The following is a 15,949-nucleotide window of genomic DNA, read 5'->3' on the forward strand; positions in this document are numbered from 1 at the left end:
CGCCGTACTCGCCGGATCGGTGATCTCGGCCCTGGTCCTGGCCGCCACCGCGCAGGCCGGCCCCAGCCCGGCACCGCCCGACGCAGTACAAACCATGAGCATTGACGACGCACTCGGCGCGCTGGATCGCGCTGTCAAGAATCTCCACATGCAACTCGTCCCAGCACCGCAACGAAACTCGACTGTCGACCGAGTGCTGATGATGGACGGGCGTCGAATAGAGCTTGAGATCAAGTACTACGCTCTCGTGGACCAAGCCAGGGCAGCACAACTGATACCCAATACTCAGATGCAGGAGCTCTCCCCTCACAGGGAGGGTTTGCGCCTGGTCATAGGCGACCGCATAGTGCAGGGCGCACGCGATCTGCTACGCGAGGCCAATGTCAGTTGGTTCGATCTGCGAGGGCACCTCTATCTGAGCGCTCCCGGCTTACGGATCGACACCACCACCGATGCCTCAGCGGGTAAACCCACCAAGAGGAAGCCGCTCAGAGGACAAGTTGGTCTCGCAACGGCTGTCGACGTTCTTCTATGCCAGCCACACACCGTCTCCGTACGAGAGACAGCGCGAAGGGTCGGCGCAGCGGCAAGCACAGTCTCTGAGGTGATGAGTTCGCTCCGCCGAGAAGGCGTCATCGATCAGGATGGTGCGGCCGACTTCAAGGCGCTGTTTTGGCTTGCCGCCGCCGAGTGGTCGCCGAACTGGATCCCAGTCGACCGCTATCCCGATCCATTTGGTGCGATGCGTAATCCCGCTCTGCAGTTGCGCCTCGACGACCGAGCGAGTGCCGGCTGGGCGCTAGGCGGAGATTATGCCGCGGCATACCTCGGCGCGCCTATTGGCCTGGCGTCCGGCGGACCGCTCGACCTTTATGTTCCAACCCGGACAGCACACCGGTTGGCCACCTCAATACTAGGATCAACACAGGAGGCTTCGACGCCTAAGGCACGGCTAGCGGTTGCACCCGTCAATGCAGTCTGCAAGTCCAGAATTGACCTGTCGTCGTCAGACCAGCATTGGTTACTCACTCGGCCGCTATTCATCGCATTGGACCTGGCACAGGATCCTGGCAGAGGCGCGGAGATCCTGCAGGGCTGGAACCCCGGCGATTGGGGTCGACGTGTCTGGTGATTCAACACTTGAGGCGGCTCATCTGGTTGGACCGACCATGGTCAGCTTGGTCGGTGCGATTCCTAAGGTTCAGGAAATCCTCAACCAGCCGGTCATAGTCGGAGGTCTCGCGGTCATGAGCCGGTTGGACAACGCGTACCGAACGACCCAGGACCTCGACACACTCCGCCGACGAATTGATGGCAGCGCTAGTGGCCTCGAAGTCTTGCGAGATGCCGGAGCGTCAGATCTCAATGAAATCGGCGTATCACTGCCTACTGCACGCGGCATGGTCAGAGTAGATGTCCTCGAAGCCCGCGACAGCGACCTGGACCGGACCTTCACTGATCCCACCGACAGGCTCGAAGCAATGGCTCACCACTGGACCTTGGATACCGCCACAACAATGGCTATCTACGCGCGTGACGTCACCGGACCCGCGACACCTCAATCAAAAGAAGGAAGTGTCGATGAAACTCACGCAGTGGTCTTGGTCGCACGACCTGGGCCGTTGGTGGCGATGAAACTGAAGGCATCCATCGATCGCTTGGCGGCCAAGGAGGCTACCGATCTCAATGACATCGTCCGCTTGATGACCGATCCGGGAACAGCAGAACGTGTCATGACCGACTTCGAAACCGCAGATAAACAACTTCGCCAGGACGTAGCTCTCCACGCGGAGCAGAAGTTCGTCAACGAGATGAGCAATACTCGACGCCTGATCAGAACGCTAGGCAACCAAGGCGCGTCGCCAGAACTGATCGATGGCACCGCCGACCTGCTCAGCGGGATGTTCACCTAGCACCCACCGCACAAGGGAAGCCGGCCCCCTCACCGGATTGGTGAGGGGGCCGGTCTCTGTTACTGGACTAGCTCAGGGTCAGGCCTGTGTCGTCGATGACGAACGAGGTCTGGAGGGAGGAGTCCTCGGTGCCGGTGAAGTTGAACGAAACCGTGGAGCCCGCGAGGGACGACACGTCGATCGTCTTCAGCGAGTAACCCGAGGCCTTGTTCAGGTTCGAGTACGTCGCCAGGGTGGTCGAGCCGCCCTTCACTGTCAGCTTGTCGTACTGGACCGTGGTGGTGGTCTCAGCCGAGTCGATGTGCAGGTAGAAGGTCAGCGTTGCGTGGCACCCTGCCGGGATGGCCACCGACTGGCTCAGCGTGTCGGTGTGGGTGGTGCCGTAGCCGTTCAGCCACGCCTTCCAGGAGCCGGCGTGCGCAGCCTCGCTCGCCGAGTTGTCGATCACACCTGCCGACGCCGACCATGGCGTCGCAGTACCGGTCTCGAAGCCCGGGTTACCGAACTTCTGGCCCGGCGAGGAACATCCGCCACCAACAGGGCTGACCGTGATGGTGAAGGAGGTGCTGCCGGATCCGCCCGCACTCGCGGTGGCCGTAGCGGTCACGTTGTAGGTGCCGGCGGTGGTCGGCGTACCGGAGACGGTGCCCGTGGAGGAACCGATGGTGATGCCGGCCGGAAGACCCGTGGCGGACCAGGTGTACGGCGCGGTGCCGCCGCTGGCCGACAGGGTGAACGACGAGATCGCGGTACCGACCGTGGCGCTCTTGTTGCCAGGGTTGGTGACGGTGACGCCGCCGCTGGTGGAGCAGGTCGGGTCGCCGGCCTGTGCGGGCACGCTGACCGCGTCCCACGCCGCCTTGACGGTGTTGAACTCGGTGCAGCTCGGCGAGTACAGGTTCTTGGCCGCGGTCAGCGTCCAGGTGCGGTACTTCAGGTACGAGCTGCTGCTCGTCTTGAGAAGCATCGCGTTGTACATGATCTTGATGGCCTTCTGGATGCCCAGACCGGTCACCGTGGAGCTGTTACAGGTCGAGACGTTCGGCGAGCCGCCGCTGCCCTGGGACAGCAGGACGAACCAGTGGTCGCCAGGACCGGCTGCCGCGTGCACCTCGGAGCCCGGGATCGAGCTCGAGTAGCAGTTCGGGTCGCCGACCGACGCCGGGTCGTACATGTTGCGGATCGGGCCCTGACCGACCAGGTTGATCTCCTCGCCGACGAGGAAGTCCGGCGGGTCGTACGCCGCGGGCTGGTTGGCGTACCACTCAGTGGCCGCACCGAAGGTGTCGGCCACGAACTCCTGCGTGCCCGAACCCGAGATGCCACCCGGAGTGTGGTCGTCGATGCCGTGACCCATCTCGTGGCCCACGACGTCCATCGAACCGATCCACTGGTTCGACTGGTTGTGGCCGATCTGGACCTGGCTGCCGTCGTAGTAGGCGTTCAGGTCGTTCAGGCCGACACGGATCGGCCAGGCGCCGCCGTTGCCGTCCGCGCCGTTACGTCCGAGCCAGGAGGACAGCATCTTCCGCTCGGTCTGGTACGAGTACAGCGCGTCGACGCAGCCGGTCTCCTTGTTCGTGGCCGTGCCGTTGCCCCAGAGGTCGTCCGGCCCGGAGAACGTGGTGTTGTTCGCCGCGTCCTGGCAGGAGGTGTTCAGGGAGTTCGGGTCCTTCATCGAGTACGTGCTACCGGACAGCGTGGTGTCCAGGTGCAGCGGGTTCGGGCCGCTGTAGGCCGCCGTACCGTCACCTGCCATCACGTGTTCCTTGGTGCTGAGCACCTTGCCGGTCTTCGCGTCGACGTACACGGACAGACTCGACGGCTCGGTGGCGTTGCGACCGGTGACGCGGGACTCCCACGCCAGGGTCGGCTTGCTGCCGAGTGCGTACACAGCCAACGTCGGCTGGGTGCTCGAGGTGACCTGCTTGAGCATCTTGGTCGCGGTCGCCTTCGCGGCCGCGGCCGTGATGCCGGCGGTCGTGGAGAGGTCCGGGATCGCAACGGTCTGAGCCACCGAGGTGGCCTTCACCGCACCGTTGGCATCCGTCATGACGACGAAGTCACCACCGATGACCGGAAGACCCTTGAAGGTCCGCTCGTACGGGGCGTACTGCAGGCCGGACGGGTCGGAGATGATCGCCTTGGCGACGAACTTGTCGCTCTTGCCGGCATGCAGACCGGCAGGCGGCGTGGCCACCAGGGCCGATGCCGACTTGGCCGCGAGGGCCTTCGACTGCGCCGGGCTGGGCTTCGGTGGGGCCGCAGATGGCGCGGCGGTGGACGAGGTCGCTCCGAGACCGGCGACGGTGGCTACCGTCAGACCGGTGACCGCGAAGAATGTCGCGGCTTTCCGGGAACGCTGAAACAAGACCATGGGCGTGGCCCCTTCAGGAAATGGTGCTGGGCGGGTTGCGATTCGCCGGGCTGGCAGGCGGCTGCACCTCTTCCGCCTGGAACGCACCGGGCACCACCGGGCCTCACTGGTACTTCTTCTCCCCTTCCCCCTGCATTTCACTGCCGGTGGATCGCGGGGGGACACTATGCCTGTCTCATATCCTGGGCAAGACACATGACTGCCGCTGGCACGAGCAAGACAATTGACTGCGTTGTCACGTCGGGTAATCGCTTCCCAACCCACAGCGCCCATGACAAATGTCGTGGTTTGAACCCCACCTCACCCCGCCACGGCGGGAAAAATCCCGAGATCGGTGACCATCTGGTCGCGGTCAACGCCGGGGTCGGCCTGGGCGATGTGCACTTCGACCTCGGACGGCTCGACGAGGCAGCCGGCCGCTACCTCGAGGCGCTGCAGACAGCCGAGCGAATCGGCAGCAGAGCGGCATCGATCGAGGAACCTCACGGCAACGGCTCGCCGCCGCGCTGGCCGGGCTGGGCCGGACCGAGGCGGTCGACCGGCTGAGTGCGGTCAAGATCTTTGCGGAGCTCGGCGTTCCTGAGCTGGACGAGGCGCGGCGGGCACTCGACGAGCTACCGGCAACCTGATGAGCTGAGTGGACCATCGAAACTGCCTCCGAATGGCCCAGGGATCGCCGGCCGTGGCTGGTTATCGTCGATACCACGACCACCGCATAAGGAGCTTCATGCGAGCGATCGCTGTCCATGACCGCGAGGCCGAGGACTACGGGCTGTCCCTGATCGAGCTGGCCTCGCCCAGCGCTGCCGAGAACGACGTCGTCGTCGAGGTCCATGCCGCCGGGTTCCTCCGCGGTGAGCCGGAATGGCCCAGCACCTGGACCGACCGCGCCGGCCGCGACCGCACGCCGAGCGTTCTGGGCCACGAGGTCTCCGGTGTAGTCGTCGAGCTCGGCTACGGCACCACCGGCCTCACCATCGGCCAGCGAGTCTTCGGACTGACCGACTGGGCACGCAACGGCTCGCTCGCCGAGTACACCGCCGTCGAGGCGCGCAACCTGGCCCCGCTCCCCGCCGACGTCGACCACACCTCCGCGGCTGCCGTGGTGATGCCAGGACTGACGGCTTGGCAAGCTCTCTTCGACCACGCTCATCTCCAAGCAGGCCAAACCGTCCTCATCCACGGTGTCGGCGGCTCTGTCGGCTCGGTCGCTGTCCAGTTGGCCCGCGAGACCGGAGCTCACATCATCGGCACCGGCCGTGCAGCCGACCGGGATATGGCCGGCACACTCGGCGCCCACGACTTCCTCGACCTGGCCAGCGACCGCCTCGAGGACGTGGGCGAGGTCGATGTCGTGTTCGACGTGATCGGCGGCGAGATCCGCGACCGCTCCACCGCGCTGCTACGCCCCGGCGGCACCCTGGTCACCGTCGCCGAACCGCCGACCGTTCAGCCTGCCAACGGCAGGGCTATCTTCTTCGTGGTCGAGCCCCATCGCGAGCAGTCGGCCCAACTGGCCGCACGGCTGCGCGACGGGAGGCTCACTCCCCTCGTCACAGCCGTTCGCGACCTCGCCGCCGCTCCCGCCGCCTTCACAGAACGCACCCGCGACAGGATCATCATCACGATGAAATCAACAACTAGCTGATGGTCAGGTCGCGGATGTTCGTGCCGGCGCCGGTGAAGACCAGGTAGACGTCTCGGAGGCCCCGGGCCAACCTTGGGTCGAGCTGGGCCGTCGTTGTAGCCCACGTGTAGCGGTCGCCCGTGGCAGGAACGGTGAGCGTGCCTGCGAGCGGTCCGGTGGGGCTGCCGAGACGGATCTCCAACGCGGCGGTCCCTTCAGAGGCTCGTGAAACGGCGGCTTCCAGCCGGGTGGCGCCACGGTTCAGCTGCACGTGCTGGAAGGACACCCAGTCGCCAGCCGCCGTCGCGCCGACCGCATCGCCGCGCACCTTGGCGGCATCGATGAGCTTGATTCCGGAGTAGTCGTCGAAGTCCGTGGCCGACGTACGCCGGCTCAGGTCGCGGGGTGGGATCACCTCGCCCCGGACCAGCACCGTTGTACGGGCTCTGATGTCGGCCGACGAACTGCCTACCTGCAGGTCCTGGACGGCGGACTCGACGACCCACTTGTTCCGGGTCACATCCCAGAACGCCAGATCGCTCGCCTTCACTTCGAAGGAGACGGTACGCCGTTGCCCGGGTGCGAAGGCCAGCCGCTGGAAGCCTCGGAGCGTCTTGATCGGCTGGGCCACCCGCGAGGTGCGCTGAGCGGTGTAGAGCTGAACGACCTCGTCGCTCGCGATCCGGCTGGTGTTGGTCACGTCCACGCTGACCTTCAGTCGTCCGTTCGCCGTGACGACGGGCGAGTCGACCCGTAGCCCGGAGTACCGGAAGTTGCCGTAGGTCAGGCCATGTCCGAACGGGTAGAGCGCGCTGGCTTTGTGGTACTGATACGTCCAGCCGGCCTTGATCACGTCGAAGTCGAGCGGATCCGGCAATTCCTTGTCCGTCCGGTACCACGTCTGCGGAAGCCGGCCCGACGGCGAGTAGTCCCCGAACAGCACATCGGCAAGAGCTCGGCCGGTCTCCTGGCCCGCGTGTGAGGTCCACAGCACCCCGTTCGCCTGCGACCAGTTTCCTGTCAACGGATAGCTGCTCTCCAGTACGACGATGGTCCGCGGATTGGCCGCGGTGACCGCATTCACGATCGCCTGCTGACCGGCGGCCAGCGCGGTGTCCGGCCGATCGCTGTCCTCACGCCCGTTGATGAACGGCATGCTGCCGACCACCACGACCGCTGTGTCCGCCTTCTTCGCAGCAGCCACCGCCGCCGCCGTGCCGCTGGTGATGACCTCCTTGGTGAACTGGGCCGCCTGGTCCTGGGTGGCCGCACCGATGGACAGCTTGCCGTCGGTCCCCAGCACGATGTACTCGTTGGGGCCGTTCCAGGGCTCCTTGACCTCGTTGCCGCGATACCGCAGTACATAGTTGCCGTTGGCAAGCTGCTCCAGGCCGAACTGTTGCTGCACGAACCAGCCGTTGGGCTTGTCCTGGTCATTCACCAGCCCGTTGCCGCTCCGCGAGACGTACTTTCCGTTCGCGGCCGACCGCAGAGCGAGCTTGCCGCCACCCCAGTCGTAGACGTCCAGTGACTGACCAGGACCTGCTGTGGTCGCGTCGGCCGTCAAGGCACCACCGGCGGCACCGGCCGGCGCGGTGACATATTTGCCGGTGGCAACGGAACGAAGAGCGATCCGGTCGACACCCTCGGTCGCGGTGACCGTGCTGCCGGCGCCGAGTCGCTCGGCGATACCTGCCCGTGGGGTGATCCGGTACGGCATCGTGCCGGAGTACCAGTCCTCGTAGACGGTGTCGGCGAGCGGACCGATGACTGCGACATTCTTGGTCTTGGCCGGAGCGAGCGGTAGCGCCTGACGCTTGTTCTCGAGCAGGACGAGTTGCTCGCGCGCGGCTTCCCGGGCGAGTTCCTGGTGCGCCGGGCTGTTGATGCTGTCCGGCCCGATCTTCTCGTACGGGTTCCGCCCCGCTGGGTCGAATTCGCCCAGCCGGAAGCGGATCGAGAGCAGGTGCCCGACCGGCTTGTCGATGTCTGCCTCGGTGAGCAGGCCTTCGGCCAGGGCTTCCTTCACCGCCGCCACCGTCGGGCCGCCGTTCGAATCGTTCTCGGTGAAGCTGTCCAGGCCTGCCTTGATCGCGGCCGCCGCGCCCTCGGCGGCGGTCGGGTAGTACTGCTGCAGACCACTGACGTTGCCCGCGCCCCCGGCGTCACCGACGATCATCAGATCATTGGCAGACCAGGAGCGCACCGTCTCTCCGAGCTCTGGTGACACGTGGGCCGGCCTGCCGTTCAGCAGGTTGTACGACGCCATCACACCGGTGGCGGCCCCCGCAGTCAGGGTCGGCTGGAACGCCTTGTATTCGTACTCATGCAGCACTCTGGGCCGCACACTCGCGGACACGATGGCACGGTTCGTCTCGACGTTGTACGAGGCGAAATGCTTGAGGGTCGGAGCTGTCTTGAGATAGCGCGGATCGTCGCCTTGCAGGCCACGTCCGTACGCCGTGGCGATCTCGCTGGTCAGCACAGGGTCCTCGGCGTAGCCCTCCTCGTTGCGACCCCACCTCGGGTCACGCAACTGGTTCACCACCGGGGCCCACAGGTTCAGACCGTTCTTCGCCGGATCGAGCTTGTTGAAGGCTCTCGCCTCGTCCCCGACGGCCGAGCCGACCCGCTTGATCAGGTTCGGGTCCCACGTGCTGCCCAGCCCGACCGCTTGCGGGAAGACAGTCGCCTCGCCCAGCCACGCGACTCCGTGCAGCGCTTCCGTACCGGTTTTGAAGGAAGCAATGCCCAGTCTCGGGATCGCGGGCTGGTACTGGTGCAGCAGCGAGATCTTCTCGTCCAGCGTCAGGCGGCCGGTCAGGTCGTCCACCCGCACTTTCAGCGGCAGGCCGGGATTCCGGTACGCCGGAAGTGTCTCGGACCGCGCAGGTGGCGCGGCCAGGAACACAGGGACGAGCAGCAGCGCAGCGAGGGCGCCCCCGACTCGGTGGCGATAGGTCATGACGGTTACCTCCGGCCGATGAATCGAAGCGCTTCGACTATCAAGGGAAGATCCGGGCTCGTCAAGAGCGAAGAGGCGGACTCCGTCTGGTCATGGTCGCCACCCGCCGGCGTCCGGCGCCGGGCAGGTGGCGACCATGGCAGCTCTTCGGCGCCCGGGTCAGGAAGCCCAGGGGGCGCTGACGAGCCAGCTCACGTCGTCGGTGTAGGCGTTGGTGTTGTCGAAGGTGTTCGAGCCGCCGTTGGCGGCGATGTAGACGAGGTTGTTGTAGTGACGGACGTACCGGTCGGAGAAGTTGAGCGATCTCAGCGAGACACCCTGCCCGTTGCGGCCGGCCTCCGGACAGAACGTCGCATCCTGAGCGAACTGCGACGTACCGTCATTGGTCTGCAACTGGAGTTGGTAGTTGTAGTGCCGCAGGTACTGCCCGGACGTGTTCCTGGACTCGAAGGACACGCAGGAGCTGTTGCCGAGTCCGGCCCGCACGGTCCAGGAAGCGTTGCCCTTCTCGGTGGCGGAGCTGCCGCTATCCACGACGGCGGTGTCGACCGTCGCCCCGGTGTGGTGGATGTAGCGGGTGGTGCAGCAGGCGGTGGTGGCGCGCAGGGAAACGGCCGAGCCGGGCGTCAAGCCGGTCCCACCGGAGGTGGCATAGCCGGCCGCAGTGATGTTGGCCTGTACTGCGTTCTCGGTCGAGTCCGACGGGTAGCCCGATGTCATCACGCCCTCGTAGAAGGTGCCGCGGGCACCGACGCTGTTGTCGCCGCCGATGCCCAGGATGATGGCCCCTTCCTTCTTCATCGGGTTGTAGCCCGGGGCGTTCGGGCGAACCCCGTTGTAGAAGGTCGACACACCACCGGACTGCGCGTTGCCGCCGCGAATCGCCCAGCGGTTCTGGCCACCCTTGACGATGGCGGTCAGGAAGCGGTGGCTGATGCTCGGGTCGTTGCTGTTGTTGCCCGTGTTCACCCCGGAGAAGAGCCCGTTCTCGAGGTCGGCCATGATCCACGGGCCGTTGCCGGCGCCGGATCCCCACGACCTGCTGTTGCCGAAGTAGATGGCCTCCATCGTGCCGTTGCCGTTGTCGCGGCTGTTGGTCTCGGCGTTGCCGTAGTCGAAACAGCAGCCGCCGTTGTAATGGGTGCCGTCGAAGACGGCGTACATGCCCTCCGACTGGTCACCGGTCGCTACGCCGTTGGTGTTGTTGTTGCGGTAACCGGTGCCGGGGGCAACATAGACGCCGTACGCCTTGTGGCCGCCGACGGTGATCGGTGCCGCGGTGGCGTTGGCGAGGTTGTCGTAGCCGCCGGCGGCCGGTCCGCTGAAGCCGCCCGGAGGCGCTTGCGTGAGGCGATTGTTCCGGCCGGACTGGTCGTAGATGATCGTGATCAGGCAGGTGGTTCCCGCACAGAACGAGTCCTGCGTCCCGGCATTCGCGACCCCACCTGCGGTCAGCGGACCGACGTCCCGGGTGGCGTTGTCCGACGCGCGCCTCACTTGGTAGAGGGCGCCGTTATAGGAGCCGTACAAGGCTCTGGTGGTGCTGTGCGCGGCCACGCACGGCGTACCGCCGGCTGCGTAGATGTCGCACGGCCCCTGCGTCGCGGCCTGTGACGCGCTGCCGGCGACCAGCAGGCTCGCGACGAGGGTGCCGGCGCTGAGGGCGACCGCGACGGCCGCCCGCAGGGGCGAGAATCTCGACCTTCGTGCCATTGTTCAATCCTTCCGTTGCGTCCGGACGCCCGGGCCGGATCCTCGGCCGGGCATGACTCACCGGCACGCCAACGCGTAACCGGGGCGGTGATTCGCAACCACCAGGGAGGCGAATGTGAGCGCTAACATAACCCCGGCCCGAACGGAGCGCAATGGTCTGCTAACAGCCTGCTGATCGGCCGGGGGTTGTCGAGCTCTTGTCACCGGGATCCGGGCGTGCTTAAGATCCGGCCCACTCCGAGCAGCTCTTCCAGGAATACCCGCCCCCTGTCGTCGAAGCGCTTCGATGCTTCGTTCGACCGAACAGGAAGTGAGCGATTCGCATGGGTTCGAGAACAGCGAAAATCAGGCTCGCGGTGCTGGCCGCGGTGCTGGCCGTCTCCGCCTCCACACCTGCCTTGATGAATGAAGCCTCGGCCGGAACCAGCGCACAGTCAGGCGCCGCACAGGTAGTTGCCGACCTGGGCGCCGGCTGGAATTTAGGCAACCAGCTGGAGGCCAGCTCCAATGGAACCCCCAGTGAGACGGCGTGGGGCAATCCGGCCGTGACGCAAGCGCTGATCGACAAGGTCAAGGCGGCCGGATTCAAGTCGATCCGGATCCCGGTCTCCTATCTGAATTTCATCGGGTCCGGGCCGAACTACACCATCAACTCGGCCTGGCTGAACAGAGTCCAGGAGGTCGTGAACTACGCCTACAACCGGGGCATGAACGTCATGATCAATCTGCATGGCGACGGTTACAAGTCGGTCCCCGGCTCCTGGCTGATCTGTGACGCAGCCGACCAGACGACGATCAAGGCGAAGTACCAGAAGGTCTGGCAGCAGATCGCGTCCAGGTTCCAGAACTACGATTCCCGGCTGATCCTCGAATCGATGAACGAGGAATTCGACGGGCAGTACGGTACGCCGACGCAGCCGTGCTACTCGAACATCAATGCCTACAACCAGATCTTCGTGGACACCGTCCGGAAGGCCGGCGGGAACAACTCTTCGCGCTGGCTGCTCGTCCCCGGCTGGAACACGAACATCGACTACACCGCCGGGAACTACGGATTCAAGATTCCGACCGACCAGTTCCGCTCGTCCAGTATTCCGGCCGGCGAACAACGGATCATGATCTCCGTGCATTACTACTCGCCCTGGGATTTCGCTGGGGAAGAGAGCGGCACGATCACCCAGTGGGGGCGCGGAGCGACCAATCCGGCGAAACGGTCGACCTGGGGACAGGAAGATTATCTGGATGCGCAGCTGAAGCTGATGCACGACGCCTTCGTCGTACGAGGGTATCCAGTGGTTGTCGGCGAGTACGGGTCGATCGACAAGTCCTCGTTCGACTCGTCCAGCAACAGGTACCGTGCCGACTTCGCGCGGGCCATCGCGGCCACGGCCAAGAAGTACGGCGCAGCCACCGTCTACTGGGACAACGGCGTCAACGGGCGGTACGGGTTCGGTCTGTTCAACCGATCGTCCCGCACTGTCACCCAGCAGGGCATCATCGACGCCATCAGGAACGGCATCGGCTGACACCGCGAGATCAGAGGGCAGTCTGCTGGTGGAAGACTGCCCACCAACGACCGGTCTCGTCCCGGTTCCAGATCGTGCTGGCGTAGGACGGCAACTGGAGATTGTTGCCTTGGACAACGGCGACGACGTCGACGCGGTAGCTCACGACCACCGTGTCGTCGTCGATCGCAATCACCCGCTGGTCGCTGCGATCGGTCGCCAGGTAAGGATTCTGGTTCGCCTCGATACCCGGTACGACGGTCGCCTTGTCCATCACACCGTATTTGCTGACCACGAGCGCATCGTCTCGGAGCCTGTCCTCGTAGAAGGCAGCGTCTCCTTCGCGATTCGCCTTCCACATCAGCTCTTCGAGCTCAGCTGGTCCTTCGCTCATTTTCTCTCCCCTTGTCAGGTGGTGTGGAACAACCGGAAGTGATGGCCGAGGAAGCGGTTGCTTCGCGGTGCGGCCTCGCCGGCGTGGAATTGCTCGGCGGCGGCGAGGACGGGACCGTCCGACACGACTCCGCGGCCGACGAGGCGTTCGTACTCGGCCCAGGACGACAGCAGGTAGTTCTCGATCTGAAGAGTAGGTTCGCTGAGGCTCTGGAAGATCCCCCAGTGGATGGCTCCGTCGCGTTCCCGGATCTCGCGGACGCCGCGCATCGCCGTACGGAAGGCGGTGAGCCGTAGTACGCGCGCCAGCACGATGTTGATCATCATCCCGCCCGAGGCCGCGATCAAGGTGGTGGTCAGGCCGAACCGGCCGGCGACGAAACCCCAGCCGGCCGCCTCCGCGGCCATCGCTACCGCGAAGACGAGCTGGTAGACGGCGAGACAACATCGTGAGAACGGAAGGCTCACCGAGCAACGGACCTTCCACAGCGATCGCAGCGACCTACCGGAGTACGGCAACACCCAGGAAACCACCATCAAGTAGCACCAACCTCACCCTCCGCACCCACGAGGAAGCCATCGCCCACCTCCTCAATGGCCTCTACCCGAACAGCTGAGCCCTGAAGCCGGCCAGGCTGGAGCTCGGTCAGTCGGTGCCTTCGACGATGCGGAAGTCGCGCTCGACGGCGTCGGAGAGGGCCACGAGCGCTTCCTGGTACGCCGGGCTCTCGCGTGCCGCGACGGCTTGGTCGAAGCTGTCGAATTCGACCAGGATGGTGCGTTCGGCGATGCCGGCGTCGTGGGCGACGACCCGGCCGCCGCGGATGAGGGTCCGCCCGCCGAAGGCCTGCACCGCCGTACGGGCCAACTCGTTGTAAGCAGCAAGCTTCTCAGGGTCTGAAATGGTGCGGTAGACGCTGACCCAGTAACCCTTGGGCATGGAAACCTCCAGTGGTGGGATGAGTGTTCAGGATGCGGCTGAGTGGAGAAGCTGACGCACAGCTGGGCGACCGTCCTCGTCGAGACGGATGACAAGATGCCGGTTCCACCGTTCGTCGGTAGCTGGATGGTCGGAGCGCCAGTGACACCCGCGGCTGTCCTCCCGGGTGATCGCTGCAGCGACGACCGTTCGCGCCACCGTCGCCAGCGGACCGTCTCCCGCCGACTCGAGCTCATCTGACGCGGTCTGCAATCCGGTGCCGTCGCGGCGGATACCGGCGTGTTCAGTCAGGATCGCCCGGATCCTCTCCGGTTCGCGGTCCTCGGCCAAAGTCAGCCGACTGGTCTGCCCGGACGACTCCGCGGGCAGGTCTAGGGTCAGCGCCGTCGCGACACGCCGCCCGAAGACCAGCCCTTCGAGCAGGCTGTTGGACGCCAGTCTGTTGGCTCCGTGGACGCCACCGCCCGCGGCCTCGCCGACGGCGTAGAGACCCGGCACATCGGTTGCGCCGTCGCGGTTCGTCCGGATTCCACCGCACAGGAAGTGTTCGGCCGGGGCTACCGGGATCGGCTCGGTCAGCATGTCGATGCCGATTCGCCGGCAGGACGCCAGGACGGTCGGGAACCGCCGGCGGATGGTTTCCGCCGGGATCGACCGGGCGTCCAGCCACACGTGCTCGCTCCCGTCGCGCCGCATCGTCGACTCGATGGCCCGGGCAACGATGTCCCGCGGAGCGAGGTCGGCCCGCGGGTGTACGCCGGCCATGATCCTGCGGCCGGCTACGTCCCGGAGTACGGCGCCTTCACCGCGGACGGCCTCGGTGACCAAGGGGAGCTGACCCGTGCTGTCGCCGGTGAAGAGCGCGGTCGGATGGAACTGGACGAACTCCATGTCGACCAGCGAGGCCCCGGCCTGCAGCGCCAAGGCGATGCCGTCACCGCGGACGGTCGACGGATTCGTGCTTGCCAGGTAGGCGTTGCCGATCCCACCGGTGGCCAGTACGACGGCGCGAGCGTCGATCTGGCTGATCTCCGCGCCCTCCTCGACGAGTACGCCGGCGATGTGTCCGGAGCCCGACTTGATCAGGCCGACTGCCCGTCCGGTCACCGTCCGGACACCGGCGAGCTGCACTGCCTGCTGGAGCGCGCGATGAACTTCGGCACCGCTGGCATCGCCGCCGGCATGGACAACCCGGCGGCGGTCGTGGCCACCTTCGAGGGTTCTCGACAGTGCACCGTCGCCGTCGCGGTCGAAACGAGCGCCCAGGGCGATCAGTTCGGCAAGCCGCTGTGGACCTTCCTCGACCAGGGCGCGGACACTGCGCGGGTCGCAGAATCCGGCGCCGGCGATCTCGGTGTCGTGGGCGTGGTCGAGCGGGTCGTCGTCGCCGTACGCGGCGGCGATCCCGCCCTGTGCCCACGGCGTACTCCCGGACCCGGCACTGACCAGGAGCACGTTCCGGGTCGCCGCGAGGCCCAGCGCGGCCGACAGGCCGGCCGCACCGCTGCCGATGACGACGACGTTGGCGGATCGGTTCACCGAGCACCGCCGGAGTTGCCGATGGCAACCATCCGCTCCACCGACTGCCGGGCGCGCTCGGCGATGTCGAACGGCACCTCCACCTCGTCGCGGCCCTCGCGGAGGCAGCGCAGCAGCAGTTCGGGCGTGATCATCTTCATGAAGCGGCAGGACGCCTTCGGGTTCACCGGCCGGAACGTCGTCCGCTGGTTGACCTTGCGCAACTGATGGAGCATGCCGATCTCCGTCGCGACCAGCGCCGTCTTCGCGGTCATGTCCCGAGCGGCGCGGAGCATCCCGGAGGTGGACAGGATCCGGGTCCGGTCCGCGGGCAGATCGCCGACACCGGCGAGCCAGATCGCCGAGGACGCGCAGCCGCACTCCGGATGTACCAGCACCTCTGCCGCCGGATCGGCCGCCACCTGAGCGCGCAGATCGGCCGCACTGATCCCGGCGTGGACGTGGCATTCACCCATCCACACGTGGATGTTGTCGCGCCCCGTCTGCCGTCGTACGTGGTTGCCGAGGAACTGGTCGGGCAGGAACAGGATCGGCTGGTCCGCCGGGATCGACTCCACCACGGCCACAGCATTCGACGACGTGCAGCACACGTCGGCCTCCGCCTTGACCGCGGCACTGGTGTTGACATAGGCAACCACCGCGGCCCCGGGATGCTCGGCCTTCCAGCTCCGCAGCTGATCGGCGTCGATCGTGTCGGCCAGCGAACACCCGGCCTGGGCGGTGGGGATCAGCACCGTCTTGTCCGGACTGAGGAGCTTGGCGGTCTCGGCCATGAAATGCACGCCGCAGAAGACGATGGTGGATGCGTCGGTACTGGCGGCGAGCCGCGACAGTTCGAGCGAATCGCCGACATGATCGGCCACATCCTGGATCGCGGGGTCCTGATAGTTGTGCGCGAGGACGACCGCGTCCCGCTCGCGGGCCAGCCGCCGGACCTCTTCCGACCAGGTCGTCGCAGTGCTCTCGGCAATGGACAT

Annotated in this window: 13 protein-coding genes; 5 read left to right on the top strand and 8 right to left on the bottom strand. The window is 65.9% G+C overall.

Annotated elements, in window-relative coordinates; genetic code table 11:
* Together ABZ004_RS31800 and ABZ004_RS31805 are read left to right on the top strand one after the other, a co-directional pair.
* On the top strand, window positions 1–1,132 hold a 1,132-nt coding region (locus tag ABZ004_RS31800; protein WP_355684782.1), incomplete at its 5' end, for a hypothetical protein.
* A gap of 37 nt (window positions 1,133–1,169) precedes the next feature.
* Window positions 1,170–1,913: a nucleotidyl transferase AbiEii/AbiGii toxin family protein gene (locus ABZ004_RS31805; protein WP_355684783.1), complete on the top strand. Its 744-nt coding sequence runs from the start codon at window positions 1,170–1,172 to the stop codon at window positions 1,911–1,913.
* Window positions 1,914–1,980: 67 nt separating this feature from the next.
* On the opposite strand, the gene ABZ004_RS31810 is transcribed toward ABZ004_RS31805, so the two are convergent.
* Window positions 1,981–4,290 (bottom strand): M4 family metallopeptidase, encoded by a 2,310-nt coding sequence (locus ABZ004_RS31810; RefSeq protein ID WP_355684784.1) that lies wholly within the window; start codon window positions 4,288–4,290, stop codon window positions 1,981–1,983.
* A 288-nt stretch (window positions 4,291–4,578) separates the two neighbouring features.
* Between ABZ004_RS31810 and ABZ004_RS31815 the strand changes: the two genes are divergently transcribed.
* Window positions 4,579–4,836, top strand: a complete 258-nt coding sequence (locus tag ABZ004_RS31815) for a tetratricopeptide repeat protein (RefSeq protein WP_355684785.1) — start codon at window positions 4,579–4,581, stop codon at window positions 4,834–4,836.
* A 181-nt stretch (window positions 4,837–5,017) separates the two neighbouring features.
* Window positions 5,018–5,938, top strand: coding sequence for an NADP-dependent oxidoreductase (locus ABZ004_RS31820; protein WP_355684786.1), 921 nt, complete (start codon window positions 5,018–5,020; stop codon window positions 5,936–5,938).
* On the opposite strand, the gene ABZ004_RS31825 is transcribed toward ABZ004_RS31820, so the two are convergent.
* Both ABZ004_RS31825 and ABZ004_RS31830 read right to left on the bottom strand, forming a co-directional pair.
* Window positions 5,931–8,882, bottom strand: coding sequence for a glycoside hydrolase family 3 C-terminal domain-containing protein (locus ABZ004_RS31825; RefSeq protein WP_355684787.1), 2,952 nt, complete (start codon window positions 8,880–8,882; stop codon window positions 5,931–5,933). The genes ABZ004_RS31820 and ABZ004_RS31825 overlap by 8 nt on opposite strands.
* 159 nt (window positions 8,883–9,041) lie before the next feature.
* Window positions 9,042–10,595, bottom strand: coding sequence for an alpha-L-arabinofuranosidase B (locus tag ABZ004_RS31830; RefSeq protein ID WP_355684788.1), 1,554 nt, complete (start codon window positions 10,593–10,595; stop codon window positions 9,042–9,044).
* 323 nt (window positions 10,596–10,918) lie between these two features.
* Between ABZ004_RS31830 and ABZ004_RS31835 the strand changes: the two genes are divergently transcribed.
* Window positions 10,919–12,121, top strand: a complete 1,203-nt coding sequence (locus ABZ004_RS31835) for a glycoside hydrolase family 5 protein (RefSeq protein WP_355684789.1) — start codon at window positions 10,919–10,921, stop codon at window positions 12,119–12,121.
* Between the two features lie 10 nt (window positions 12,122–12,131).
* Here the strand turns inward: ABZ004_RS31835 and ABZ004_RS31840 are convergent, their stop codons facing one another.
* The 5 genes from ABZ004_RS31840 to nadA all read right to left on the bottom strand — a co-directional run bounded on the left by ABZ004_RS31840 (window position 12,132) and on the right by nadA (window position 15,949).
* Window positions 12,132–12,494: a nuclear transport factor 2 family protein gene (locus ABZ004_RS31840; protein ID WP_355684790.1), complete on the bottom strand. Its 363-nt coding sequence runs from the start codon at window positions 12,492–12,494 to the stop codon at window positions 12,132–12,134.
* Window positions 12,495–12,508: 14 nt separating this feature from the next.
* Window positions 12,509–13,030, bottom strand: a complete 522-nt coding sequence (locus ABZ004_RS31845; RefSeq protein ID WP_355684791.1) for an MFS transporter — start codon at window positions 13,028–13,030, stop codon at window positions 12,509–12,511.
* Between the two features lie 109 nt (window positions 13,031–13,139).
* Complete coding sequence (locus ABZ004_RS31850; protein WP_355684792.1) at window positions 13,140–13,433, bottom strand: DUF1330 domain-containing protein; 294 nt, start codon at window positions 13,431–13,433, stop codon at window positions 13,140–13,142.
* 27 nt (window positions 13,434–13,460) lie between these two features.
* The gene (nadB, locus tag ABZ004_RS31855; RefSeq protein ID WP_355684793.1) at window positions 13,461–14,972 is read right to left on the bottom strand and encodes an L-aspartate oxidase; all 1,512 of its coding nucleotides are present in this window, start codon (window positions 14,970–14,972) and stop codon (window positions 13,461–13,463) included.
* Window positions 14,969–15,949 (bottom strand): quinolinate synthase NadA, encoded by a 981-nt coding sequence (gene nadA / locus ABZ004_RS31860; RefSeq protein ID WP_355684794.1) that lies wholly within the window; start codon window positions 15,947–15,949, stop codon window positions 14,969–14,971. Before nadA ends, nadB begins: the two co-directional genes overlap by 4 nt.

Source organism: Kribbella sp. NPDC006257, from assembly GCF_040613535.1.
Classification (GTDB): domain Bacteria; phylum Actinomycetota; class Actinomycetes; order Propionibacteriales; family Kribbellaceae; genus Kribbella.